The following is a 25,887-nucleotide window of genomic DNA, read 5'->3' as shown; positions in this document are numbered from 1 at the left end:
CCGTAACTGACAGCAATGATGACAGTCGGGCTTGGGCTATGGGGCTATCTAGCTGTAAGCACTGCCCCATGTGGCGAAGGAGACGTGTGGGAGCAAGGCTTGCCCGCGATGCAGGCGCTGGGGTGGATCAGGTGTTGCGCGTCGACACCATCGTGGGCAAGCCTTACTCCCACAGAAGATCCCTCACCGCAGGATTGCGTCCAGCTAGAGCGTCAACGCGCCGGCGGCTGTTCACCCAGCGGCACCACGGCCATGGTCAGGCGCGACACGCAGTTGACTTTGCCTTCGTCGTTGGTCAGGCGGATATCCCAGACCTGGGTGGTGCGGCCCAGATGGACCATCCGGGCCGTGGCCGTCACCCGACCGCTGCGCACAGCACGCAAGTGGTTGGCATTGATCTCCAGGCCCACGCAATAGAACTTGCTGGTGTCCACGCACAGATAGGCCGCCATGGACCCGACCGTTTCAGCCAGCACCACCGATGCACCGCCATGCAACAGGCCGAATGGCTGGTGGGTGCGGTGATCGACCACCATGCTGGCGGTCAGGGACTCGTCGTCGAAAGATTCGAAACGAATGTCCAGCACTTCGCTGATGGTGTTTTTACCGGCGGCGTTCAGTTGCTCGATGTTGGGGGTGGTGCGCCACAGACTCATCGTTGTCCTTCCTTTATGTTTTTTGTTGTGCTCAACCCTGCGACCAGAGACCTCTCAGGGATGCTGAATGCCCTTGAGCTGCATCGCCCCGGCCAGCGGCAGGTCACCCTCCAGCTCGGCCAGGCCAGCCGTTTTAACCTGTTCGGGTTGTTGCAGGTGACCGTGTTGCAGAAAGCCCAGCAGGCTGCCCACCAGCGGGTTATGGCTGACCAGCAGCACGTCGCCCTGATCAACCAGCTGTTCCAGGACTTTTTGCGGGCGGGTTTCCGGCGTGAGCCAATCAACAGTGATCAACTCAGGCGCGAAGCCCAAGGCTTCGCGCACCAGTTGGGCGGTCTGTTGGGCGCGCAAGTACGGGCTGGCATAAATGGCGCTCAGCGGCTGGCCGATCAGCGCGGCGGCACTGCGCAGTGCTTCTTCGCGACCGTGAGCGGTCAGCGCCCGCTCAGGGTCGGGACGGGCACCGTATGGCTCGGCTTCCCCATGACGCAATACCCACAATTTCATAGCTTGGGCTCCTCGTCCCGGACCGGATGCGGAGCCGGCGCCACCACGTGCGGCGCTTCACCTTCCGGCGTGCGCGGGGTGGGCCAGTCAGCGAATGGCCAGGGTTTCTGGTCGCTGTGGAAGGTGCCGAAACGGCCGATCTGCGCCAGGAACTGGCTCAGGCTGTCACCAAAGTTCATCAGGCTGGCACTGGGCGCGCCATAGATCAGCCGGTAGATCAGTTGCACCAATACCACCGCGCCCAGGATGAACTGCGCCACCTGCCAGACCAGCAGGTAAATCACCATCCACAACACACGCAGCAGGATGGACTCGTATCGGGCCTGCTCTTTTGGATCGCTCATGGTTTGCTCCCGCTTCTGATCAATAGAGGCTCAGTTGAAGCCACTGGTGGAAATGAAATCGACGTCGGTCTTGGGCTCGCCACGCATCAACAGTTCGATCACCTGCTCCAGCGTGCGCCCTTCGAACAGAATCGCATGCAGCCCCGCGACCAGTGGCATGTAGACCCCGGACTCCTGAGACTTGGCCTTGAGCACCTTGAGCGTATTCACTCCTTCGGCCACTTCACCCAGGCGCGACACAGCCTCGTCCAGGCTCAACCCCTGACCGAGCGCGAAACCGACCTGGTAGTTGCGGCTTTTAGGCGAGGAACAGGTGACGATCAAATCGCCGACCCCGGCCAACCCCAGGAAGGTCATCGGATTGGCACCCTGGCTGACGGCAAAACGGGTCATTTCCGCCAGCGCCCGGGTGATCAGCATGCTTTTGGTGTTCTCCCCCATGCCCAGCGCCACCGCCATGCCGGCGATGATGGCATAGACATTCTTCAGCGCCCCGCCCAGTTCCACACCGAAACGGTCGGCACTGGCGTAGACCCGGAAGGTTCGCCCATGCAGCGCGGCCTGGACCCGCTGGCACAGTTCTTCGTCTTCACTGGCGACTACGGTGGCGGTCAGCGCGTGCTCGGCGATCTCGCGCGCCAGGTTCGGCCCGGAAATCACACCGATTCGAGCCTTTGGGGCGATTTCTTCGAGAATCTCGCTCATCAGCTTGAAGGTCTGGGCTTCGATCCCCTTGGTCAGGCTCACCAGCAATTTGCCGCTCAAGCGTTCGGCATGGGGCGCCAGGACCGAGCGCAGGGCGCTGGACGGCAAGGCGACGAAAAACAGGTCACAGTCCTGCAAGGTGGCCTGCAAGTCAGTCACCGGTTCAACTTCAGGGCGGATCTTGATGCCCTTGAGGTAACGCGGGTTCTCGCGATTGACCCGGATGGCCTCGGCCTGCTCCGGGTCACGCATCCATTGGCGCACCGGGTGGCCGTTCTCGGCCAGCAGATTGGCCACGGCGGTACCGAAACTCCCGCCCCCCAGGACCGCAATCGGGCGCTGTTCAGTCATATGCAATCCGTTCATCCATACCAAGTGGCAATGCCGGCATTATACGGAGCGGCCACACCGCGACCAGCCCCGACTACAATTACCGGCAGTTGTAGGAAGCTGACCATCAATTCCTAGGAAAATGCTGTCAACGTGAATGGAAAAGTCACTCACCTCGGTTAACATGCCGGCCATCCTTTCCCTAATCAAAGGCTGTGCCGTGTTCGTTGGCCCTTCCCGTTCAGGTTCGTCGCTCGTATTGGCGCTGTTCATCAGCCCGCCAGTGCTGGCCGACGACTTGTTCGTCGACAGTCAGCCCCTGCCCCAAGTGTTGACGGCCACGCGCCTGAAACAATCGCCGGCGGCGGTCCCCGGCAGCATGACCGTGCTGGACAGCGAATTGATCAAGGCCAGTGGCGCCCGGGACATCAGCGAACTGCTGCGCCTGGTGCCGGGCATGATGGTCGGCAATATCAGCGGGAACCAGGCCGCCGTGAACTACCACGGCACCAACGCCACCGAAGCGCGGCGCATGCAGGTGCTGATCGATGGCCGTTCGGTGTATCGCGCCGGCCTGGCCACGGTGGACTGGAGCGATATTCCAGTGGCCATGGAAGACATCGAGCGGATCGAAGTTTTCCGCGGCCCCAACACCGTCAGCTACGGCGCCAATGCACTGATGGCGGTGGTCAATATCATCACCCGCGCTCCGGCCGACAGCCACGGCACCCGCCTGAAAATCACCCGAGGCCAGCGTGGCATCAGCGACTGGTACGCCAGCCAGGGCAGCGGTTGGGAGAGCGGTGACCTGCGGCTGTCACTGTCCGGCCAGGAAGACGACGGCTTTGACAGCAACCGCACCGGCGCCGATTACCGCGACAGTCGACGCTTGAACCGTTTCAACCTGTCCGTCAGCCAGACCCTGAACGAACAGCAGAGCATCGACTGGCAACTGAACGCCAAGGACGGGACCAATCAGCGGCCTTATACCTACCGTCCAGTGTTCGCCGGGATTACGGCCGCCGGGGATAACTCCGATGTCGTCGCCAAGGACTACGCCGGTTCGCTGCGCTGGAACCTGGACCTGAACCCCAACCACAGCCTTTATGTACAAGGCTCGCTCCAGCATTGGGATCGCCAGCAGACCTGGCGCGCCTGCGATGCCGAGGTCTCCTTCAGCCCGCAGTTGACCGATCTGTGGTTGCTCAACCCTAACTACGCCGAGAAGCTGGCGCGCAATATTCCCAGCTTCACCGGCACCGGTGCGCCGCCCGGCACCCCGCAAGAACAGGCGCTGGCCAATCAGGTGCTCGATCAATGGCGCAACGGCGCCTCGCAAACCTTGTGCGGCGATATCGACCAGAGCGCCCGTGAGTCGCGCTACGACCTGGAAATCCAGGACACCCTGAGCCTGTCCGACAGCCTGCGACTGGTCACCGGGGCAAACTATCGCTACGACCGGGCCGACTCCGAGACGTACTTCAACGGCACGCTGGACGACACCACTTGGCGCCTGTTCGGCCAACTGGAGTGGCGGGCCAGCGAACATTGGCTGGTACAGGGCGGTGCGATGTTCGAAGACACCCACCTGACCGGCAGCTCGCTGACGCCGCGGGTGGCGGTCAACTACCTGATCACACCACGCCATGGCCTGCGGGCGGTGTACTCCGAGGCGGTGCGCTCGCCGGACATGTTCGAGAACAATGTCAATTGGAGTTATCAGGTCACCAACCTCAAGCCCACCGCCTTCGGCCAGAGCAGTGCCCGTTATTTTGTCCAGACCCGAGGGCCGGGAAACCTGGACCAGGAGCACATGCGCTCCCGGGAACTGGGCTACAACGGTTATTTCATGAACCTGGGGCTGAGCGTCGATGTGAAGCTGTTCCATGACGAAATCACCGGCATGATCAGCGAACCCCTGCGCAACAATCAGTACATTGCCAGCAACACCAATGAATCACAGTTTTCCGGGGCCGAAACCCAGTTCGACTGGCGCATCACCAGCGCCGACCGCCTGCGCCTGACCTATGCCTACGTCGATGCGCTGGCCAGCAATGCTCTCGACGAACAGCCGACCGCCCGCAATAGCGGTTCGGCCGGCTGGCTGCGGGACTGGGGCCGAGGCTGGAACAGTGCGGTGTTCTATTATGGCGCCGACGACCTTAACGGCTATCGCTTTGAACGAGTCGACACCCGCCTGGCCAAACGCATTTCTTTGGGCAAGGCCAACCTGGAACTGGCGGGCATCCTGCAGCAGCGTCTCGACAACCAGCCCACTACGTTTGTCGACAACCACTACGACTCCCGTCACGTCCTGTATTTCACTGCGGAGTTGTCGTTCTAGATGTTCCGGGGTCAATCGCGCAAGACGCCCTTTCGTGGCCGCCTGCCGCTGGCGCTGTGCCTGGTGTTTGCAGGCTGGCTGGCAACGATCGAGGCCCGCGCCGCCGACATTCTATTGACCGGTGCCCATAACAGCCCTGGCGCTCAGTCATTCACCCAGGCCCTGAAGGCCCTGCGCCCCGAGGATAACGTCAGGTTTACTCCGCTGGCCAGCCTGCCGGCGCCCGGCAAACTGCCCCGCAATGTCCGCCTGATCTTGCTTGACCTGCCCAGCCTTGACTGGCGCCTGCAGGAAACCCACGGGCCCGCCACCCTGGTACTGCGAATCAGCCGCCAACAAGCCAGGGATCGCCTGGGCGAGACAACACCCGATCACCTGAGCTTGTTGTGGAGCGATCCGCCGCTGACGCGGCAATTGCGCCTGATTAGCGCGATCCTTCCGCAAATGCGCAGGGTCGGCGTGCTGTTCGACGGGCACAGCGAGTTCCTGCTCAAGGAAATCCGCCAGGCAGCGACGCCGTTGGGGCTGGAGATCGTGAGTGAACGCTGGGACGACACCAGTGACAGTCGCCCTCTGCAAAAGCTGTTGGGCCGCAGCGATGTGCTGCTGGGGCTCGACGACCCCGATCTGTACAACCCCAAGACGGTAAAGAATCTGTTGCTCAGCAGCTACGCCCGGCAACGTGCGCTGATCGGGCCCAACGCCGCTTTCGTCAAGGCCGGCAGCCTGGCCAGCACCTACAGCGACCAGGAGGACTGGCTGGCAATTCTCGACGATTTGCTGGACCGCCCCGCCGCCACCTGGCCCCGCACCCTGTATCCGGCCCGCTTCAAAGTCCTGAGCAACCAGCAGGTCGCCCGCTCACTGGGGATCGAGCCGATTGACGCCGAATCCGTCGCTGCACAGCTGGCCGAAGGAGAACAACGCCCATGACCTTGCGTCGCCGCTGGGACATCAATACCCGCACCCAGCTTATCGCCCTCGGCCCGGCCTTGCTGCTGACGGTGCTGTTGATCAGCTTCTTTACCTTCGTGCGAATCCAGGACCTGCGCCAGGAACTCAACCATACCGGGCAGTTGATCGCCAACCAGCTGGCCCCGGCCACGGAATATGGGGTGATATCGGGCAATAACGAGGTGCTGGAAAATCTGCTCACCGCCACCCTGGCCACGCCTCATGTGCGTTTTCTGGAGGTTCAAGACAGCACGGACCGGGTTGTGGTGTATGTCGAGCAGCCCGCGCAAGGCCGCAAGCATTCCCAGCAGATCGAAGTTTTCCAGGCGCCGGTTCGCCTGCAGCGCATTGCCTTGAACAATGATTTCCTGCAAGGCAACAGCATGACCATCGAGGCGCCCGATGAGGATTACCTGGGCCGGGTGATCGTCGGCATGTCCAGTGACGCCTTCAGCCAGCGGCAGCAGGAAATCCTCCTCAAGGCCGCGATCCTGGCGCTGTTCGCCCTGCTGTTCACCTTCCTGGTGGCGCGTCGCCTGGCGTCCAACCTGTCCCGGCCGATCCGCGACATCGGCAACGCAGTCATGGCGATCCAGCAAGGCGACTACGGCACGCCGCTGCCCATCGTCGACGATGCCGAACTGGGGGCCTTGTCGCGGCATATCAACAATCTGGCCGACGGTCTCGAGCAAGCCAGCCGTGAACAGCACCAGGCCATGGCGCAACTGATCAAAACCCGGGAAGAAGCGGAGAAGGCCAACAGCGCCAAGTCCGAATTCCTGGCGATGATGAGCCATGAACTGCGCACCCCCATGAACGGTGTACTGGGCATGCTGCAACTGCTGGAAACCACCGAAATGACGGAGGAGCAATTCGAGTACACGGCGCTGGCCAGCGAATCCACCGAGCACCTGCTGAAAGTCATCAACGACATCCTCGACTTCTCGCGCATCGAACGCTCGGCCCTGGAGCTGGAACACATCCCGTTCAATCTGGCGGAGCTGGTCGCCAGTTGCGCCCAGTCGTTCCAGCACAGCGCCGCGCAACGCAAGCTGGGCCTGGACCTGCTGATCCCTGATGACATGCAGCCCTTGCAGGTGCAAGGCGACCCGACGCGGATCCGGCAGATCCTGGTCAACCTGATCGGCAATGCCCTGAAATTCACCGAACAAGGCCGCGTCACCGTGCAATGCCAGTGGCAGGCACTGGATCACGAACTCCTGTGGTTTACCTGCACGGTGCGCGACAGTGGCATCGGGATCGCGACCGAAAGCCTGGAGCGCATGTTCGATGCCTTCCAGCAAGCCGACAGTTCGATTTCCCGGCGCTACGGTGGCACCGGCCTGGGGCTGCCGATTGCCCGCACCCTGGCTGAGCGCATGGGGGGCACATTGCGCGCCCAGAGCGAAGAAGGCCAGGGGTCGGTGTTTACCCTGGAGATCCCTCTGGCCCTGTCGAAAAAGGCACCGATAGCCCTGGCGCCAAAGCTCCCCGACGGCATCGGCAGCGGTCATGGCGAGGGCCGCAACGTGCTGCTGGTAGAAGACAATCCGGTGAACCAGACCGTGATCGAAGCCATGCTGCGCAGCCTGGGCTTCACCGTCAGCATCGCCGCCGACGGCGCCCAAGCCATCCGCAGTGCCGAAAGTCTGATTTTCGAGGCGATTCTGATGGATTGCCGATTGCCCATCATCGATGGCTACGAAGCCACGCGACAGATCCGCCAGTTACCCGGCTGCGGCGAGGTGCCCATCATCGCTCTGACGGCCAATGCGCTACAGGGCGATCGCGAAGCCTGTCTCGCGGCGGGCATGAACGATTACCTGGCCAAACCGTTCAAAAGAGCTGACCTGCAGCAAATTCTGCAGCGCTGGGTGCGTTAGTGCAGGCGTTTCGACCATCTGCGACTGGCGTGAAAGGCGAAAGTGCGGCAGTCTTAACCACCCGAACAAGTCCCGATTGGGGCTTGAATAAAAATTTCAGTGCACAGGTGTACATTCATTTCCCGTGTGCTGTGACTTTCACTACAACGCAATAGTCTATGAGTAGGCTGTCGATTCGAGGCATGAACGCTTCGATCGGCCGGGAAGATTTGCCCCACCCTGCCGCATGGGACTATTGAGGAGCTCGCATGACCAAACAAAACGCCTTTACTCGGGAAGACCTGCTGCGCTGCAGTCGCGGTGAGCTGTTCGGCCCAGGTAACGCGCAACTGCCCGCCCCGAACATGCTGATGGTGGATCGCATCACCCATATCAGCGAAGAGGGTGGCAAGTACGGCAAAGGTGAATTGGTCGCCGAGCTGGACATCACTCCTGACCTGTGGTTTTTCGCCTGCCACTTCGAAGGTGATCCGGTGATGCCGGGCTGCCTGGGCCTGGATGCCATGTGGCAATTGGTCGGTTTCTTCCTCGGCTGGCAAGGCCTGCCAGGCCGCGGTCGCGCCCTGGGTTCGGGCGAAGTGAAGTTCTTCGGTCAGGTTCTGCCGAGCGCGAAGAAGATTACCTATAACATTCATATCAAACGCGTCCTCAAGGGCAAGCTGAACATGGCCATTGCCGATGGTTCAGTGGCTGTGGATGGTCGCGAGATCTACACCGCCGAAGGCCTTCGGGTCGGCGTTTTCACCTCCACTGACAACTTCTAAGGGTTATCCGCATGCGCCGCGTCGTTATCACTGGTCTGGGCATCGTTTCGTGCCTGGGCAATGACAAAGAGACCGTCTCCGCTAACCTGCGTGCAAGTCGCCCTGGCATCCGGTTCAATCCGGAATATGCCGAAATGGGTCTGCGTAGCCAGGTTTCCGGCTCCATTGACCTTCCCCTCGAAGAGCTGATCGATCGCAAGATCTACCGTTTCGTCGGCCATGCGGCGGCTTACGCCTACCTGGCCATGAAGGACGCCATCGCTGACTCCGGCCTGACCGAAGAGCAGGTGTCCAACCCGCGCACCGGCCTGATCGCCGGTTCCGGTGGTGCCTCGACCTTGAACCAGATGGAAGCGCTGGACATCCTGCGCGAAAAAGGCGTCAAGCGTGTCGGCCCGTACCGCGTCACTCGGACCATGAGCAGCACCGTTTCCGCCTGCCTGGCCACGCCGTTCAAGATCAAGGGCCTGAACTACTCCATCGCCTCTGCCTGCGCCACCAGTGCGCACTGCATCGGCAACGCCATGGAGCAGATCCAGATGGGCAAGCAGGACGTCGTGTTCGCCGGCGGTGGTGAAGAAGAACACTGGAGCCAGTCGTTCCTGTTCGACGCCATGGGCGCCCTGTCCAGCAAGCGCAACGACACCCCGGAAAAAGCTTCCCGCGCCTACGATGCCGACCGTGACGGCTTCGTCATTGCTGGCGGCGGCGGCATGGTGGTGGTCGAGGAGCTGGAACACGCTCTGGCCCGTGGCGCGAAAATCTACGCGGAAATCGTCGGCTACGGCGCCACTTCCGATGGCTATGACATGGTCGCCCCAAGCGGCGAAGGCGCCATCCGCTGCATGCAGATGGCCATGTCCACCGTCGACACGCCCATCGACTACCTGAACACCCACGGCACTTCGACCCCGGTCGGTGACGTTGCGGAAATGAAAGGCGTGCGCGAAGTGTTCGGTGCCAACGCCCCGGCCATCAGCTCCACCAAGAGCCTGTCGGGTCACTCCCTGGGCGCCGCGGGCGTTCACGAAGCGATCTACTGCATGTTGATGATGGAAGGCAACTTCATCGCCGGCTCGGCCAACATCGACGAACTGGACCCGGAAGTGGCCGACCTGCCGATCCTGACCAAGACTCGCGAAGACGCCAAGATCGACACCGTGATGAGCAACAGCTTCGGCTTCGGCGGCACCAACGCCACCCTGGTATTGAAGCGCTGGCAGGGCAAGTAAGCCCCGCCGCAACGCCACACACAAAAACGCCCCGACTGGTTCGGGGCGTTTTTTTTGTCTGCTCTGCACACCACATTCCCTGTGGATAATTCCCTTGTGGGAGCGAGCCTGCTCGCGATGAGGCCCTGACATTCAACATCTATGTTGGCTGACAGATTGCTATCGCGAGCAGGCTCGCTCTCACAGATTCAGCGCACGACAAACCGTTGCTGCGCCAGCAATCGATCGCCCTGGAACACCATGAACCGCCACTCCCCCGGCACCACTTCGTGGCTTTCGGTGAACTCGTAGGCCATCACATCCTGCGGTGCACCGGGCACCAGTTTCTGGGTGACTTCGAATTTATCGTGGCGCACGCCATCGGGGGTGCGAATGCCTGGGGTGAAATACAACAAGGTCAATGGCTGGTCGTCAGCCACCTTGTCCGCCAAGCGGTAGCGCAGACCGAACTTGGTGCCCAGCTTGGCCGGTACACTTTCAGTCTGCCGGATCTGCTCGTTGCTGCGGCGCAGAACCCGCTCCCCTGATTGCAGTTCGGCTTGGGGCCCTTCGAAGATACCGTACTCCACCGGGCCTTCGACACGGACTTCCGCCTGGGCCAGGCCGCAGACCGACAACAGCGCGACCAGTGCGCTTGAACGGGTGAGGTGCATAGTGCGCTCCTTGATTGTGATGAGCGCGAGGGTATGACGCGGCGGTGACAGGCTGATGACAAGGCGATGGTCACCTTGTGCACTGAGAGCTTCTGTGGGAGCAAAGCTTGCTCGCGCTGCAGGCGCCCTCAATTGCGAAATTGCAATACCTTCATTGCGGGCAAGCCTTGCTCCCACACAACACCGCCAGGAAATTATCCCGAGCTACGTTCTTCGCCACCTCTTCCGGCAACGCATCCAGGAACGGATCGAAGCTGCGTAATTCCTTACCGACATTGTCGAAACGCCCCACTACATCCGACCCCAACATAAAACGCTCCGGGAAGCGCTCCACCAGCTTGAGCCACGCCTCGCGGGGTTTGCCCGCCTCGTCCAGCAGGTAAGGCGTGAGCACGCTCCAGGACAGGTCGATGTACAGGTTCGGATAGGTCTCCAGCATCCGGGTCAGTGTCGGCAACAGAAAATCCAGCCGCGTCTGGTGACGATGGATCTCCATGCTGGTGCCGGCATGGGCCCAAATGAACCGCGTGTGGGGATGGTTGCGCAACGGCTCTTCAATTTCCGGCAAATACAGCGCGTTTTTCTCACGCTTGGAGGTGATGTTGGAGTGCAGCAGCACCGGCAGATCGTTCTCCGCCGCCAGGTGATAGATCCGCGTCATGGCCTCGTTGTTGGCCCGCGGGGTGTCCCCCGACGTCAGTGCCGTCAGGTCGTCATGGCGGGTGAACACCTCACCAATGCCTTGCCACAAACCCGGATACAGATCGAGCATGCGCTGGATGTGCATGGCGGAGTTTTTGTCGTTGGGGTTGAAACCGGACAAAAAAGGATGAAAGTGCTGGCGTTGTTCAGCGGTCAACTTGCTCACCGCCGCCGCGACAATTACATCGGTGGCGCTGTACCAATAGGCGTCCGCATCGTCACCGGCGTAGTAACGCGGGCGCTTGGGCTCATCCTCATGCCATTTCTTGGCCACCGGTATGCCTGAAATCATCACATGCTCGATGCGATTGTCGGCCATCGCCTTCAGTAACTCGGGCATGCCGGCGGTTTCCTGAAAGAAATCGACGTAATGCAGGTGTGCATCGCTGTAGGCATATTCGCGGGCCATGACGCCACTGCTCGAAACGGCCAGCAGCCAGGCGAAGATCAGACGGGTCATGGGCACGGGCGGACTCCAGAAAGTTATGAACAGGATAGACCCCGACCGTCGCGTCCGGGTTCACGGCGCATGTGCCGTCAGTTGTCACGGCGGGTTATGCTTTGCCCATCCGTTGCTCAACCTGGAAGACATCATGATCACGCCCCTGACCATTCGCCCACGCGCAGAAGATGTGGAAGGCCAGCCGATTCTTCGCCCGCTGCCGTCCGCCAAGTGTCGCAGCGTCGGACCGTTCGTTTTTTTCGACCACATGCTGCAAACCTCCTACAAGGCCGGTCAAGGCATGAACATTCGTCAGCATCCCCATATCGGGTTGTCGACCCTCACCTATCTGTTCGAAGGGCAGCTCCAGCACAAGGACAGCCTTGGCTCCGATCAAGTGGTGGACGCCGGGGACGTCAGCTGGATGACCGCGGGCAGCGCCATCGCCCATGTCGAGCGCACGCCCGAATCACTGCTGGGCAGCGACTTCGTCATGCACGGCTTGCAAGTCTGGTTGGCCTCGCCCCAATCCCACGAACAGGGGCCTGGACACTACAGCCATCATCCGGCGCACACCCTGCCGGTCAGCGATAACCTGGGGGTAAAGATCCGGATGATCGCCGGGTCGGGTTTTTGCCTGGAATCACCGGTGCCGACGCTGTCCCCGACCCTGTACGCCGAACTGAACCTGCAAACCGCAACGACCCTGCTGATTCCCACCGAGCATGAAGAGCGGGCACTGTATGTGCTCAGCGGCGAGGCGCAGCTGGACGGTGAACCGCTGGAGCCCCACTCGTTGGTGGTGCTCCCGGCCGGGGAACAAATGACACTGTTCGCCGACAGCGACTGCCATGCGGTGCTGTTCGGCGGCGCGCCGCTGGATGGGCCACGTCGGATCAACTGGAATTTCGTCTCCAGTGATCCGGCGCGAATAGACGAAGCCCGCCGGCGCTGGGCGGCCGGGGACTGGCCGACCGTGCCGGGGGAAAGTGAGCGGATCGAATTGCCCTGAATTCAGCGGTGTCTGACAGGCCGCCATCGCGAGCAGGCTCGCTCCCACACTGGACCGTTGCCATTCGCAAATGGCGCGAACACCTCGGTCAAATGTGGGAGCGAGCCTGCTCGCGATAGCAGTCTGGCAGGCGACAGCCTATTCAGCACCAGGCCCGATCTCAGCCCCTGAGCACTTCATCCAGCAAATTATGCATCGACCGGAACGCCCGTGCGGCAACCTTGGCGTCGTACATCATCTTGCCCGGGACATTGGCCTGTGGATCGGTGAACGAATGCACCGCACCACCGTAGCTCAGCAGTTGCCAATCCACCCCGGCGGCGTTCATTTCGTCTTCGAAAGCCGGCAGTTGCTCCTTGGGCACCAATGGGTCCGAGGCGCCATGCATGACCAGCACCGCCCCCTTGATGTTCTGCGCATCCGCCGGATTGGGTGTGTCCAGGGTGCCATGGAACGAAATAGCGGCCTTCAACGGTGCGCCTGTGCGTGCTAGCTCCAGGGAGCAGCAGCCGCCGAAGCAGAAACCGAACGTAGCAAGTCTCGACGCATCGACCTGCGCCTCACCCTGACTTTGCAGCTGCTCGAATGCCGCCTGCATGCGCTTGCGCAACAAGGCACGATCATTCTTGAGCGGCATCATCGCAGCCCCGGCTTCATCGGCATTGGTCGGGCGCACGTCCTGGCCGTAAAGATCGGCGATCAACACAACATAGCCGTTGGCCGCCACTGACCTGGCGATTTCCTCGGCCCCCGCCCCTACGCCCATCCAATTGGGCGCCATCAGCAAACCCGGGCGCGAGCCCTGCTGGCTAACGTCGAAGGCCAGGCGGCCCTCATAGGTTCGACCATCGATCTGATACTCCAGCGAACTAACCGTAACCTGACTCATGACGGACTCCTCTTGAAACGGAACACCAGAAATGAAAAAACCCGCCGAAGCGGGTTTTTCCTGCACTTGATTAAGCTGACAGTTCAACCAACAGCTTGTTCAGGCGGCGAACATAGGCCGCCGGGTCCTTCAGGCTGTCACCCGCCGCCAGGGCGGCCTGATCGAACAGGATGTGCGACAGGTCGCCGAAACGCTCTTCGCTCTGCTCGTTGTCGAGCTTATCCACCAGAGGGTGAGCCGGGTTGAATTCGAAGATCGGCTTGGAGTCCGGGACTTTCTGGCCGCTGGCTTCAAGGATCTGCCGCATCTGCAGGCCCAGGTCCTGTTCACCGATGGCCAGGATCGCCGGGGAGTCCGTCAGGCGGTGAGAAACCCGCACTTCGCTGACGGCATCGCCCAGGGCAGTCTTGATCCGCTCAACCAGGCCTTCCTTGCTCTTGGCGACTTCTTCGGCGGCTTTCTTGTCTTCTTCCGAATCCAGGTTACCCAGGTCCAGATCACCACGGGCCACATCGACAAAGCTCTTGCCGTCGAACTCGCTGAGGTAGCTCATCAGCCATTCGTCGATGCGGTCGGTCAGCAGCAGCACTTCGATGCCTTTCTTGCGGAAAACTTCCAGGTGCGGGCTGTTCTTGACCTGTGCATAAGTTTCACCGGTCAGGTAGTAGATCTTGTCCTGACCTTCCTTGGCGCGGGCCAGGTAATCGGCCAGGCCAACGATCTGTTCGCCATCATCACCCTGGGTCGAAGCAAAGCGCAGCAGGCCAGCGATTTTTTCTTTGTTCGCGAAGTCCTCGGCAGGGCCTTCCTTCATCACCTGGCCGAAGTTCTTCCAGAAGCTCTTGTACTGCTCGGGCTCGTTTTTCGCCAGTTTTTCCAGCATGTCCAGAACACGCTTGGTCAGCGCCGACTTCATGGAGTCAATGATCGGGTCTTTCTGCAGGATTTCCCGCGAAACGTTCAGGGACAGGTCATTGGAATCGACCACGCCCTTGATGAAACGCAGGTACAGCGGCAGGAACGATTCGGCCTGGTCCATCACGAATACACGCTGCACGTACAGCTTCAAGCCGCGTGGTGCTTCGCGCTGGTACAGGTCGAACGGCGCACGGGCCGGCACGTACAACAGTGAGTTGTACTCCAGCTTGCCTTCGACCTTGTTGTGGCTCCAGCTCAGCGGGTTCTCGTAATCATGTGCAACGTGCTTGTAGAACTCCTGGTATTCCTCGTCCTTCACCTCAGTGCGCGGACGGGTCCACAGGGCACTGGCGCGGTTGACGGTTTCCCATTCCACTTCGGGCTTTTCTTCGCCTTCGGCAGCGGCGACTTCCTTCGGCAGCTCGATCGGCAACGCGATATGGTCGGAGTACTTCTTGATGATGTTGCGCAGGCGCCAGCCATCGGCGAACTCGTCTTCACCGGACTTGAGGTGCAGCACAATGCGGGTACCGCGATCAGCCTTGTCGACGGTGGCGACTTCAAACTCGCCCTCGCCCTTGGACGACCAATGCACACCTTCGCTCGCAGCGAGGCCGGCACGGCGGCTGAACACTTCGACCTGATCAGCGACGATGAACGCGGAATAGAAACCGACACCGAACTGGCCGATGAGGTGGGAGTCTTTTTTCTGGTCGCCGGAGAGGTTCTTCATGAAATCGGCGGTGCCGGACTTGGCGATGGTGCCCAGGTGAGTGATCACCTCTTCGCGGCTCATGCCGATGCCGTTGTCTTCGAGGGTGACGGTCTTGGCGTCCTTGTCGAAGCTCACGCGGATTTTCAGTTCGGCGCCGCCTTCCAGCAACTCTGGCTTGGACAGGGCTTCGAAACGTAATTTGTCGACAGCGTCAGAGGCGTTCGAAATCAGCTCGCGAAGGAAAATTTCCTTATTCGAATACAGCGAGTGAATCATCAGGTGCAGCAGTTGCTTCACCTCGGTCTGGAAGCCCAGGGTTTCCTTTTGAGTTTCCACGCTCATGGTCATCAAACTCCAAGTGGATGGTGGTGTCCGCCTCGCTGAGATTGGCGGCGGGATGTCCTCAAGGTGGGGGCAACGCTGATGATTTCAAGGGCTATGCGCTTTTGAAGACTCCTGAATCTTGAAATGCGCCCGGGCGGTGGCAATGGGTTCGGCCTCGAGATCCTGCCAGGCGGTGATCGCAACATTGGCTACCCGGCGCCCCTGCCGCCAGACCTGACATCTGGCGAAAGTGTCGCGAAACTGCCCGGCGCGCAGGTAATCCAGGGAGAAATCGATGATTTTCGGCACGCCCGTCGCACGGGTGGCAATCAACAGATACACCGCGGCCGACAACTCCATGAAACCGGCGATGACGCCGCCGTGAATGGCCGGCAATAAAGGGTTACCAATGTTGTCCTTGTTGGCCGGCAGGCGAAACAGCAGCTCCTCGCCCTGACGCGAGCATTCCACGCCGATCAACCGCGCATAAGGAATCGAGGCCAGCAGCAGCGCGTAGTCGCCCCGCTCGCAGGCGTGGCGCAGTTGTTCCTGAGTGATGTCGCTCATGGTTTGTCTACGGCAGCCAGCGGGCCACCCCTTTTGATTCCCTTGGCGTGCTGGCCCAGGCGCATGAAGGTGCCCACCACATGGGCGATGGGTTGTTCGGGGTCGTCCTGATAGGCAAATCCACGGCTGAAGATCACGTCCTGAGTGACCCGATAGCATTGGGCAAAGCCATAGACGTCCTTGTTCGGTTCAGCGGCGTGCATGTAGTCAATGCGCAGATCCAGGGTCGGACAGACCTCGAACTGCGGCAACACGCACAACGTAGACATGCCACACGCCGTGTCCATCAACGACGTCAACGCGCCACCATGGATGATGCCCGTAAGGGGGTTGCCGACGATCTGGGGGCTGTAAGGCAGGATCACAGTCAGCCCCTCGGGACTGGCACTGTGCAACTTCAAGCCCAGCACCTGACAATGTCGCAGTGCGGACAGAAAGCGTGTCGCACGCTCAAAAACGGGGTCTTGCGCCATTGGATTTAACGCCTTTATTAATGAGCAGTCGCGGTAACAAGCATGCCCTGTAAAGTTCCGTTCCCATACAAAGTTATATATCTGTAGCAAAAGAGGAACTTAATCCAAGGGGGGGCGTTCAAAAGGCCAGTAGTTATTTCCATAAGGAGAAACACCCCATGCGTAAGACTTTAGCTATTGCCTTGATGTTGGCCGCCTCCCTCGGTCTCGCTGCCTGCGATAAAAAATCCGAGGACAAAGCTCAAGATGCCAACGAACACGCTGAGCAAGCTCAGGAAAAAATGAGCGAAGCACAGGATAAAGTGAACGACGCAGCGAAAGAAAACGCCGAAGCCGCCAAAGATCAGGCCGAATCGAACGAAGCTGCTACACAGGAACAAGCACCTGCAACAGCGCCCGCCACCGCACCGGCAACCAACTAATACGGTTTGGGCATATAAAGAAACCCGCTTAGCGCGGGTTTTCTTTTGTCTGCGATTTGGTAGTGATCGTTCTGTCAGGCCGGATCTTTGCCTACATCAGGCAATGGCGCCTCGGTGGGGGTGTAAACCATGACCTGCAGCACGTCGGAGTGAAACTCCCGGCGGTACAGCACCAACACCACGCCTGCACTCATCAACATGAACAACCAGGGGCTGACGAACCACGCCAACATGGTCATGCCGAAATAATAAGCGCGCAGGCCAAAATTGAACTGGTTGGCCGCCATGGAGATCACCCGCGCCGCCCTGAGCGCGAAGGCCTTGCGCTCCTGCGCCGTTACATGTCGCTCACCGATCATCGGCGCCGATCCCACCAGAACCGCTGCGAAGTTGTATTGGCGCATGCACCAACTGAAGGTGAAGAAGGCATACACAAACACCAGCGCCAGGCACAGCAACTTGGCCTCGGACATGCCTTGGGACGCCTGCTGCACCATCGGCAAGTCGGCCAACAACGACACCGCACGATCGGACGCCCCAAGCACCGTCAGGATGCCCGCCAGGATGATCAGCGTGCTGGAGGCGAAGAAGGACGCGTTGCGCTCCAGGTTGCCGATCACGCTGGCGTCGGCGATACGGTTTTCGCGCAGCAACATGCGGCGCATCCAGTCTTCGCGATACAAGTGCATGACGCTGGCCAGACAGGCCGTATCGCGAGCTTTCAGCGACGCATAACGGGTGTAGCCGCCCCAGCAGACGACGAACCAGACCGCGGCCAGAAGATGGATCAGATTGGCTTGGATGAATGACATGTAATTCCTTATCTGACGAAGAACATGGAGCAGCTTGCGATTGACCTTGCTCAGTCCACAGGGCCGGCACAAGCCTTTCAAGACAATGCTTCGACGTTAGTCCAAGGAAAAAGACACTGCACTCGCGCCATAAAAATCTATGGTCACCCCCATTTTTGCAATACTGATTAATGGGTGAAGTGGTTGGCTTGCTTAAATCTATCCGGCGTCGATCCAGGGCATGCCCCGCGCCACGATGAGAGTCGCGCCTGACGATCCTGAAAAATGCCGCGGCTTCTGAAGCCGATTTTTATGTCAGGTTCTTCGTCAGGCCGGTGGGCCGTTCACGTCATCCGTTGTTCAGCTATCGCAAAACCTGAAGGGTGATTCGTGGTACTGCAACAACCGCAGGGTCAGGCGTTCAGCGCGTCTGGCCCTGCTTCATATTGCGTATGGTGAGCCGCTAGCGCCCACGCGATCCGCGCCAGCTTGTTAGCCAGGGCGCAGGCCACCACGTTCGAGTGTCGTCGCCCAAGCAATGAGCGCACCCAGTCGGCCAGAGCCCCTTTCTGGTGTTCTAGCCTCTGCATATAGACCCGAGCACATTGAACCAGCAACTGCCTGAGGTGCTTGTCGCCGCGCTTGCTGATACCCAGCAAATTAGCCCTGCCGCCGGTGCTGTACTGCCTGGGCACCAAGCCCACGGAGGCGGCGAAGTCACGGCTGCATCGGTACTGCCTGCCGTCCCCCATCTCTACAGCCAGCAGGCTGGCGGTGATCGGCCCGACACACGGCAAGCTCAGCAAGCGGCTGCCGAGATCATCGTCGGCCAGTTGGCTTGCCAGCTCTTTATCCAGCGCCTTGATCTGTTCATCCAGATAACAGAAATGCTCATGCAAGCGCTGTAACAGCACTGTCAACCGAACGGGCAACTCATGCTCAGCCAAAATACTCGCCAACCGCTTCATGATCGCCAGGCCCTTGGGCAGGCTGATGCCGAACTCCAGTAGGAAACCATGCATTTGATTGGCGGTTTTGGTGCGATCGCGTACCAGCGACTCGCGCAGGCGATGCAGAATGGAAAGCGTCTGCTGTGCCTCGGTTTTAGGCGAAACGAAGCGCATCGATGGACGCGAAGCCGCCTCGCAAATGGCTTCGGCATCCACGAAGTCATTTTTGTTGCCTTTGACGAAGGGGCGGACGAATTGCGGGGAAATCAGTTTGGCTTCATGCCCCATGGCCATCAGCTGGCGAGCGACGAAATGCGCCCCGGCACAAGCTTCCATCACCACGGTACAGGCCGGCAGATTGCCGAAGAGCGTCATCATCTGTTGACGCGAGAACTTCTTGCGAAACACCTCTCGGCCCAATTTGTCTTGGCCGTGCAGGTGGAAACTGTGTTTACCGAGATCGATCCCGATCAGCGCTGACTCGCTCATAATGATGGCCTCCGAAAACAAAACACCCTGCGAAAGCGTAGCCCTCGCAGGGTGTGGGGGTGACCATCTCATTAATGCCCCGTATCGATGGATACGGGGCATTGGTTTTTTACCGGTGGGCCCACTCGTGGCAGGCCGCGGCAACTCAGGCCAAGGCTTCGCTGCGCTTGCCCAGCAGACGATCACACACCAACGCAACCGCCAGGGTCATCACCGACGGCACGAGCCAGGCCAGGCCCTGCTCGCTCAATGGCAGGTGGGCCATTTGCGTCGGCATCCAATCCGCCAGTCCGGCGCCTTTAAGCGCATCGATCAGGCCGAACAGGAACGACACCAGCATGACCGGGCCGACAATGCGCCCCTGCTCATGCCAGAAGTCCTTGCAGAAGCTCAGGGCCACCAAGGCAATGCACGGTGGGTAAATCGCGGTCAGGACCGGGATCGAGAAAGCGATCAGCTTGGTCAGTCCGAGGTTCGACACCAGCAGCGAAAACGCCGCCAGGATGACCACCAATGTTTTGTACGACAGCGGCAAGACACGGCTGAAGTACTCGGCACAGGCACACGTCAGGCCAACTGCAGTGACCAGGCACGCCAGGGAAATCAGCACTGCGAGGAAACCGCTGCCCAGGCTGCCGAACGTGTGTTGCACATAGGCATGCAGCACAGCCGCGCCGTTTGTCGCGCCCGCAGCCACTTCATGGCTGCCAGACCCCAGGCGGAACAGACTGACATAGACCAGCGCCAGCCCGACCCCGGCGATCAGCCCGGCGATGATGGCGTAGCGGGTGATCAAGGCAGGCGATTCAACGCCCCGGGAACGGATCGCATTGACGATGACGATGCCAAACACCAATGCGCCCAGGGTATCCATGGTCAGGTAACCGTTGATGAACCCTTGGGAGAATGGCGCGGCCACGTATTGCGGTGTCGCCACGCCGATATCGCCGGCGGGCAAGGCAAACGCGGCAATGCCCAGCACGGCCAGGGCGATGATTTTCAGCGGGGCAAGGAATCGCCCGACGGTGTCCAGCAAGCGACCGGGATAGAGCGAGATGAAGAACACCAGCAGGAAATACACCGCACTGTAGAGAAACAGCGCCAGCGGGCTTTCACCGGTCAACGGCGCCAGCCCGACTTCGAAGGAGACTGTGGCGGTGCGCGGAGTGGCGAACAGCGGCCCGACGGCCAGGTAGCACACAGCCGCCAGCAGGCCACCGGCCACCTTGCCGATAGGACTGCTCAAGGCATCCATCGCCCCACCGACCTTGGCCAGCGCAACGACGGTGATGACCGGTAGCCCGACCGCCGTGACCAGAAAGCCCAGCGCCGCCATCCAGACATGGGGCCCGGACTGCAAACCGACAATCGGCGGGAAGATGATGTTGCCAGCCCCGACGAACAGGGCAAAGGTCATGAAACCAAGCGCCAGGATGTCCTGGCCTTTCAACACTTTCATTTTAAGGAAACCACACTGCTGAATCGGAATTTAGAGAGGGACTTCCCTTGAGGGTGGAGGGAAATGCTGCCGATCCGTATAAGACCAACCCGTTTAGCGCACCGCGTCCTTGTGAGCCACAGTCGCAAAAATGGCGGCTAGCCTAACGAATTAGTGCGAATAACGCACTGTTACAGGGCGAACTATCCGATACACGACATTTCCGTGTCGCGTTTTTGCATCTAAATGGGTTGCTGATTGCAATTCCCTCATCCGAAAACGACAAAGGCCACCCGAAGGTGGCCTTTGTTGCTGGAACAAAAAAGTCAGCCGAAGCTTACTTCTTCATTTCCCAGCCAGTCAGCTCGGCCAGGGCCTTGCCGATGTCTGCCAGCGAACGCACGGTTTTCACGCCTGCGTCTTGCAGAGCGGCGAATTTCTCGTCCGCAGTGCCTTTGCCGCCAGAGATGATTGCACCAGCATGGCCCATGCGCTTGCCCGGAGGAGCAGTCACACCCGCGATGTAGGAAACAACCGGCTTGGTCACGTTAGCCTTGATGTAGGCCGCCGCTTCTTCTTCAGCCGAACCGCCGATCTCACCGATCATGACGATCGCTTCGGTCTTCGGGTCTTCCTGGAACAGCTTCAGGATGTCGATGAAGTTGGAGCCCGGGATCGGGTCACCGCCGATGCCGACGCAAGTCGACTGACCGAAACCGGCGTCAGTGGTCTGCTTGACGGCTTCGTAAGTCAGGGTGCCGGAACGGGAAACGATACCGACCTTGCCTGGCAAGTGAATGTGACCTGGCATGATGCCGATCTTGCATTCGCCTGGAGTGATCACGCCTGGGCAGTTAGGGCCGATCAGGGTGATACCCAGCTCGTCGCACTTGACCTTGGCTTCCAGCATGTCGATGGTCGGGATGCCTTCGGTGATGCAGACGATCAGCTTGATGCCGCCGAACGCTGCTTCAAGGATGGAATCCTTGCAGAAAGGAGCTGGAACGTAGATCACGCTGGCGGTGGCGCCAGTGGCAGCAACAGCGTCTTTGACGGTGTTGAAGACAGGCAGGCCCAGGTGTTCGGTGCCGCCTTTGCCCGGCGTTACGCCACCAACCATCTTGGTGCCGTATTCCAGAGCTTGCTGGGTGTGGAAACTACCTTGCGAACCGGTAATACCCTGGCAGATAACCTTGGTGTCTTTATTGATCAGGACGCTCATTATTTGCCCTCCGCAGCTTTAACGACTTGTTGAGCAGCGTCGGTCAGGCTGGTAGCAGCGATGATGTTCAAACCGCTTTCTGCCAGTACTTTAGCGCCCAGCTCAGCGTTGTTGCCTTCGAGGCGAACAACAACCGGGATTTTCACGCCGACTTCTTTCACGGCGCCGATGATGCCTTCGGCAATCATGTCGCAACGAACGATGCCGCCGAAGATGTTGACCAGTACTGCAGCGACGTTAGTGTCGGACAGGATGATCTTGAACGCTTCGGTTACGCGTTCCTTGGTAGCACCACCGCCCACGTCGAGGAAGTTGGCTGGCTTGCCGCCATGCAGGTTGACGATGTCCATGGTACCCATGGCCAGGCCAGCACCGTTGACCATGCAGCCGATGTTGCCTTCCAGGGCCACGTAGTTCAGTTCGAACTTGGCAGCGTGCGCTTCGCGCGGATCGTCTTGCGACGGATCGTGGAAAGTCTTCAGCTTAGGCTGACGGTACATGGCGTTGGCGTCGATGTTGATCTTGGCATCGAGGCAGTGCAGATCGCCGTCGGCCTTGATCACCAGCGGGTTCACTTCCAGCAGCGCCAGGTCGTGGTCCTGGAACAGCTTGGCCAGGCCTACGAAGATCTTGGCGAACTGAGTGACCTGCTTGCCTTCCAGGCCCAGCTGGAATGCCAGCTCGCGACCCTGGAATGGCTGGGCGCCAACCAGTGGATCGATGGTGGCCTTGAGGATTTTCTCAGGGGTATCGTGAGCGATTTTCTCGATGTCCACGCCACCTTCGGTGGAAGCCATGAACACGATACGGCGGCTCGAACGGTCAACGACAGCGCCCAGGTACAGCTCTTTAGCGATATCAGTGCACGATTCAACCAGGATCTTGGTGACTGGCTGACCGTTGGCGTCAGTCTGGTAGGTCACCAGACGCTTGCCCAGCCACTGCTGTGCGAAGGCTTTGGCGTCTTCTTTGCTGCGAACCAGCTTGACGCCGCCCGCTTTACCGCGACCACCGGCGTGAACCTGGGCTTTGACAACCCATTCGCTGCCGCCGATTTTGTCGCAAGCTTCTGCTGCCGCTTCCGGGGTGTCTACCGCGTAGCCGGTGGATACTGGCAGGCCGTACTCAGCGAACAGCTGCTTACCCTGATACTCGTGAAGATTCATGCTTATTACCGTCTTCGTTAGGTACTGCGCATTCGGTGCTGCACCGTTATGGTGCCGCACCACCTGTGACTGCTGCTTGCGTAGCGTTCCGGTTGACCGGTGCCGCTACGCAAGGCTGCGTCCAGCGGATATTCCGCGGTGAGTCTTGCTCGCAAGGCTCACGACGGGCCATACCGCCGTGGTTTCTTATTGTCTATTAACGCTTTTTGCGGTTGGCCACGTGGATGGCACCGCCATTTACGGCCAGGGCCGCTTCGTGCAAGGCTTCGGACAGGGTCGGATGGGAGAAGACCATCATGCCCAGATCTTCAGCGCTGGTGCCGAATTCCATGCCGATCGCGCCTTGCTGTACCAGCTCGGCAGCGCTTGGGCCAATCACGTGAACGCCCAATACGCGATCCGTCTTGGCATCAGCGATGACTTTCACGAAACCACCGGTATCGTTGGCTGCCATGGCACGGCCGGAGGCTGCGAACGGGAAGGTGCCGACGTTAACTTCAACACCTTCGTTTTTCAAGGTTTGCTCGGTCTTGCCGACCCATGCGATTTCCGGGTGGGTGTAGATAACCGACGGGATCAGGTCGTAGTTGATCTGGGCTTTGTGGCCCTTGATGCGCTCGACCACCATGATGCCTTCCTCGGACGCTTTGTGCGCCAGCATCATGCCGCGTACCACGTCACCGATGGCGTAGACACCCGGAACGTCGGTTGCGCATTGCTCGTCAACCGCGATGAAGCCGCGCTCATCGAGGGTCACGCCGCAATCGGCGGACAGCAGGTCAGTGGTCACTGGGCGACGGCCAACCGCAACGATCAGTTTGTCGAAAGTGATGGTCTGTTCGCCGTTGGCGTCGGTGTAGTTCACCACGACTTCTTCGCCGTTGACCTTGGAGCCGGTCACGCGAGCGCCCAGCTTGATGTCCAGGCCTTGCTTGGTCAGGGTTTTCAGCGCTTCCTTGGAAACCGCGGTGTCGGCGGCCATCAGGAAGGTGTCCAGTGCTTCGAGGACGGTTACTTGCGCGCCCAGGCGCGACCAGACCGAACCCAGCTCCAGACCGATAACACCCGCGCCGATCACGCCCAGGCGTTTTGGTACGGATTGGAACTCCAGAGCGCCGGTCGAATCGACGATCACGTTCTGGTCCACCGGAGCCGGCGGAATGTCGATCGGACGCGAGCCCGGTGCCAGGATGACGTTCTCGGCTTCGATCACTTCAACCGAGCCGTCTGGCTTGGTCACTTCGACCTTCTTGCCCATCAGCAGCTTGCCGTGGCCCTGGATCGAGGTCACGCCATTGGCCTTGAACAGGGTGGCAACGCCAGAGGTCAGGCCTTTGACGATGTTGGCCTTGCGGCCAACCATGGCAGGTACGTCAATGGTGACGTTTTCCCGGTTGACACCGCCAATGCCGTGGATGGCCAAGCCATCCTGCGCTTCATGGAACTTCCAGGAGCTGTCCAGCAGCGCCTTGGACGGAATGCAACCGACGTTCAGGCAAGTACCGCCGAGGGCCAGTTTGCCCTCCTTGTCGGTGTATTTCTCGATGCAGGCAGTGGTGAGGCCCAGTTGCGCAGCCTTGATGGCCGCTACGTAGCCGCCAGGGCCCGCACCAATCACTACCACGTCGAATTTCTGAGTCATGAGTCATTCCTTCTCGAATCAAACCGGACGGTCACTTGTGGAGACCGTCGTGGGACGAAACCGGTTATTTCAGCAAGAGGCCGGTCAACCGACCGGCCCTTGCGGCGAATCAGATATCCAGCAGCAGACGAGCCGGATCTTCAAGCAGGTTCTTGATGGTTACCAGGAAAGTCACGGCTTCTTTACCGTCGATCAGACGGTGATCGTAGGACAATGCCAGGTACATCATCGGACGAATCACGACCTGACCATTGATCGCCATCGGGCGTTGCAGGATGTTGTGCATGCCCAGGATCGCCGCTTGTGGCGGGTTGACGATCGGGGTCGACATCATCGAACCGAATGTACCACCGTTGGTGATGGTGAACGTACCGCCGGTCATCTCTTCGATGGACAGCTTGCCGTCACGGGCTTTCTTGCCGAAGGTGGCGATGCCGCCTTCGATTTCAGCCAGGCTCATCAGTTCGGCGTTACGCAGGACCGGAACCACCAGGCCACGGTCGCTGGAGACCGCAACACCGATGTCGGCGTAACCGTGGTAAACGATGTCGGAACCGTCGATCGACGCGTTGACGGCCGGGAAGCGCTTGAGTGCTTCAGTGGCAGCCTTGACGAAGAACGACATGAAGCCCAGGCGTACGCCGTTGTGGCTCTTCTCGAACAGGTCCTTGTACTTCGAACGCAGGGCCATGACTTCGGTCATGTCGACTTCGTTGAAGGTGGTCAGCATCGCCATGTTCGACTGGGCTTCAACCAGACGCTCGGCAACCTTGGCACGCAGGCGGGTCATCGGAACGCGTTTTTCAACGCGATCACCGGCAGCGAACACCGGAGCGGCAGCGGCAGGCGCGGCAGCCTTGGCTGGCGCAGCGGTCGGAGCGGCTTTCTTGGCGGCAACCGCGGCAACCACGTCTTCCTTGGTCACACGACCACCCTTGCCGGTGCCGGCAACGGAAGCGATGTTGATGCCATTCTCTTCAGCCAGCTTGCGAGCAGCGGGAGCGGCGACTGGATCGTCTTCGCCGCCAGCGGCAGGAGCAGCAGCCTGAGCGGCGGCCGGTGCGGCAGCAGCAGCCGGAGCAGCGGCAGCAGCGCCGCCCGCTTCGATGGAGCCCAGCACTTCGGCCGACAGAACGGTGTCGCCTTCGTTCTTGACGATGGCGCCCAGGACGCCGTCAGCTTCGGCCAACACTTCCAGGACAACTTTGTCGGTTTCGATGTCGACGATCAGTTCGTCGCGCTTGACCGCGTCGCCCGGTTTTTTGTGCCAGGTGGCAATCGTGCCATCGGCAACCGATTCCGGGAAAGTGGGGGCTTTGATCTCGATAGCCATTATCTGTGGTTCCTTAAATT

The 25,887-nt window shown here is 60.1% G+C and carries 24 protein-coding genes; 7 read left to right on the top strand and 17 right to left on the bottom strand.

Annotation, left to right across the window (positions count from 1 at the left end):
- Positions 1-212: 212 nt before the first annotated feature.
- The 4 genes from BW979_RS11255 to BW979_RS11240 are packed head-to-tail and all read right to left on the bottom strand — an operon-like array spanning position 213 to position 2,563.
- Positions 213-656, bottom strand: a complete 444-nt coding sequence (locus BW979_RS11255; protein ID WP_047230344.1) for a hotdog fold thioesterase — start codon at positions 654-656, stop codon at positions 213-215.
- Between the two features lie 54 nt (positions 657-710).
- Entirely contained in the window at positions 711-1,163 is a 453-nt protein-coding gene (sixA, locus tag BW979_RS11250; RefSeq protein ID WP_047230343.1) for a phosphohistidine phosphatase SixA, read from the bottom strand.
- Positions 1,160-1,507 carry a DUF4389 domain-containing protein gene (locus tag BW979_RS11245; protein ID WP_047230342.1) on the bottom strand — a complete coding sequence of 116 codons (348 nt, stop codon included), beginning with the start codon at positions 1,505-1,507 and terminating at the stop codon, positions 1,160-1,162. Before BW979_RS11245 ends, sixA begins: the two co-directional genes overlap by 4 nt.
- 30 nt (positions 1,508-1,537) lie before the next feature.
- Positions 1,538-2,563: an NAD(P)H-dependent glycerol-3-phosphate dehydrogenase gene (locus tag BW979_RS11240; protein ID WP_047230341.1), complete on the bottom strand. Its 1,026-nt coding sequence runs from the start codon at positions 2,561-2,563 to the stop codon at positions 1,538-1,540.
- 199 nt (positions 2,564-2,762) lie between these two features.
- On the opposite strand from BW979_RS11240, the gene BW979_RS11235 reads away from it, so the two are divergent.
- The 5 genes from BW979_RS11235 (at position 2,763) to fabB (ending at position 9,719) form a co-directional block, all read left to right on the top strand.
- Entirely contained in the window at positions 2,763-4,886 is a 2,124-nt protein-coding gene (locus BW979_RS11235; RefSeq protein WP_076386574.1) for a TonB-dependent receptor plug domain-containing protein, read from the top strand.
- Positions 4,887-5,819 (top strand): ABC transporter substrate-binding protein, encoded by a 933-nt coding sequence (locus tag BW979_RS11230; protein ID WP_047230340.1) that lies wholly within the window; start codon positions 4,887-4,889, stop codon positions 5,817-5,819. It abuts the gene before it with no gap.
- Positions 5,816-7,723 (top strand): ATP-binding protein, encoded by a 1,908-nt coding sequence (locus BW979_RS11225; protein WP_076383815.1) that lies wholly within the window; start codon positions 5,816-5,818, stop codon positions 7,721-7,723. Before BW979_RS11230 ends, BW979_RS11225 begins: the two co-directional genes overlap by 4 nt.
- 248 nt (positions 7,724-7,971) lie before the next feature.
- Positions 7,972-8,487, top strand: coding sequence for a 3-hydroxyacyl-[acyl-carrier-protein] dehydratase FabA (gene fabA / locus BW979_RS11220; RefSeq protein ID WP_047230338.1), 516 nt, complete (start codon positions 7,972-7,974; stop codon positions 8,485-8,487).
- A gap of 11 nt (positions 8,488-8,498) precedes the next feature.
- Entirely contained in the window at positions 8,499-9,719 is a 1,221-nt protein-coding gene (gene fabB / locus BW979_RS11215) for a beta-ketoacyl-ACP synthase I (protein ID WP_047230337.1), read from the top strand.
- A gap of 188 nt (positions 9,720-9,907) precedes the next feature.
- On the opposite strand, the gene BW979_RS11210 is transcribed toward fabB, so the two are convergent.
- Together BW979_RS11210 and BW979_RS11205 are read right to left on the bottom strand one after the other, a co-directional pair.
- On the bottom strand, positions 9,908-10,372 hold the full coding sequence (locus tag BW979_RS11210) for a DUF3859 domain-containing protein (RefSeq protein ID WP_047230336.1): 465 nt from the start codon (positions 10,370-10,372) through the stop codon (positions 9,908-9,910).
- Positions 10,373-10,523: 151 nt separating this feature from the next.
- Positions 10,524-11,534, bottom strand: a complete 1,011-nt coding sequence (locus BW979_RS11205) for an amidohydrolase family protein (RefSeq protein ID WP_047230335.1) — start codon at positions 11,532-11,534, stop codon at positions 10,524-10,526.
- Between the two features lie 133 nt (positions 11,535-11,667).
- On the opposite strand from BW979_RS11205, the gene BW979_RS11200 reads away from it, so the two are divergent.
- Positions 11,668-12,528, top strand: coding sequence for a pirin family protein (locus BW979_RS11200; protein ID WP_047230334.1), 861 nt, complete (start codon positions 11,668-11,670; stop codon positions 12,526-12,528).
- 160 nt (positions 12,529-12,688) lie between these two features.
- On the opposite strand, the gene BW979_RS11195 is transcribed toward BW979_RS11200, so the two are convergent.
- The 4 genes from BW979_RS11195 to BW979_RS11180 all read right to left on the bottom strand — a co-directional run bounded on the left by BW979_RS11195 (position 12,689) and on the right by BW979_RS11180 (position 16,414).
- Positions 12,689-13,417, bottom strand: a complete 729-nt coding sequence (locus BW979_RS11195) for a dienelactone hydrolase family protein (protein ID WP_047230333.1) — start codon at positions 13,415-13,417, stop codon at positions 12,689-12,691.
- Positions 13,418-13,487: 70 nt separating this feature from the next.
- The gene (gene htpG, locus BW979_RS11190; protein WP_047230356.1) at positions 13,488-15,392 is read right to left on the bottom strand and encodes a molecular chaperone HtpG; all 1,905 of its coding nucleotides are present in this window, start codon (positions 15,390-15,392) and stop codon (positions 13,488-13,490) included.
- 87 nt (positions 15,393-15,479) lie between these two features.
- The gene (locus tag BW979_RS11185) at positions 15,480-15,941 is read right to left on the bottom strand and encodes a PaaI family thioesterase (protein ID WP_076383813.1); all 462 of its coding nucleotides are present in this window, start codon (positions 15,939-15,941) and stop codon (positions 15,480-15,482) included.
- Positions 15,938-16,414, bottom strand: a complete 477-nt coding sequence (locus BW979_RS11180) for a PaaI family thioesterase (RefSeq protein WP_047230331.1) — start codon at positions 16,412-16,414, stop codon at positions 15,938-15,940. Before BW979_RS11180 ends, BW979_RS11185 begins: the two co-directional genes overlap by 4 nt.
- Before the next feature lie 158 nt (positions 16,415-16,572).
- Here BW979_RS11180 and BW979_RS11175 point away from each other — a divergent pair, with 158 nt between their 5' ends.
- Positions 16,573-16,836, top strand: coding sequence for a hypothetical protein (locus tag BW979_RS11175; RefSeq protein ID WP_047230330.1), 264 nt, complete (start codon positions 16,573-16,575; stop codon positions 16,834-16,836).
- Positions 16,837-16,910: 74 nt separating this feature from the next.
- Here the strand turns inward: BW979_RS11175 and BW979_RS11170 are convergent, their stop codons facing one another.
- The 7 genes from BW979_RS11170 to odhB all read right to left on the bottom strand — a co-directional run bounded on the left by BW979_RS11170 (position 16,911) and on the right by odhB (position 25,867).
- On the bottom strand, positions 16,911-17,648 hold the full coding sequence (locus BW979_RS11170) for a DUF599 domain-containing protein (protein ID WP_047230329.1): 738 nt from the start codon (positions 17,646-17,648) through the stop codon (positions 16,911-16,913).
- A 392-nt stretch (positions 17,649-18,040) separates the two neighbouring features.
- Positions 18,041-19,066 carry an IS110 family transposase gene (locus tag BW979_RS11165; protein ID WP_076383812.1) on the bottom strand — a complete coding sequence of 342 codons (1,026 nt, stop codon included), beginning with the start codon at positions 19,064-19,066 and terminating at the stop codon, positions 18,041-18,043.
- Between the two features lie 145 nt (positions 19,067-19,211).
- Positions 19,212-20,525, bottom strand: a complete 1,314-nt coding sequence (gene brnQ / locus BW979_RS11160; protein WP_047230485.1) for a branched-chain amino acid transport system II carrier protein — start codon at positions 20,523-20,525, stop codon at positions 19,212-19,214.
- Between the two features lie 316 nt (positions 20,526-20,841).
- Positions 20,842-21,726 (bottom strand): succinate--CoA ligase subunit alpha, encoded by an 885-nt coding sequence (gene sucD, locus BW979_RS11155; RefSeq protein WP_014339581.1) that lies wholly within the window; start codon positions 21,724-21,726, stop codon positions 20,842-20,844.
- A complete protein-coding gene (sucC, locus tag BW979_RS11150; RefSeq protein WP_003179235.1) occupies positions 21,726-22,892 on the bottom strand; it encodes an ADP-forming succinate--CoA ligase subunit beta in 1,167 nt (388 codons plus the stop codon). Before sucC ends, sucD begins: the two co-directional genes overlap by 1 nt.
- A 196-nt stretch (positions 22,893-23,088) precedes the next feature.
- The gene (lpdA, locus tag BW979_RS11145) at positions 23,089-24,534 is read right to left on the bottom strand and encodes a dihydrolipoyl dehydrogenase (protein ID WP_047230486.1); all 1,446 of its coding nucleotides are present in this window, start codon (positions 24,532-24,534) and stop codon (positions 23,089-23,091) included.
- Positions 24,535-24,643: 109 nt separating this feature from the next.
- Entirely contained in the window at positions 24,644-25,867 is a 1,224-nt protein-coding gene (odhB, locus tag BW979_RS11140; RefSeq protein ID WP_076383811.1) for a 2-oxoglutarate dehydrogenase complex dihydrolipoyllysine-residue succinyltransferase, read from the bottom strand.
- Positions 25,868-25,887 lie beyond the last annotated feature (20 nt).

Source organism: Pseudomonas sp. A214 (assembly GCF_900156295.1).
Lineage (GTDB): Bacteria > Pseudomonadota > Gammaproteobacteria > Pseudomonadales > Pseudomonadaceae > Aquipseudomonas > Aquipseudomonas rhizophila.
This window is presented reverse-complemented; position numbering and strand designations above follow the sequence as displayed.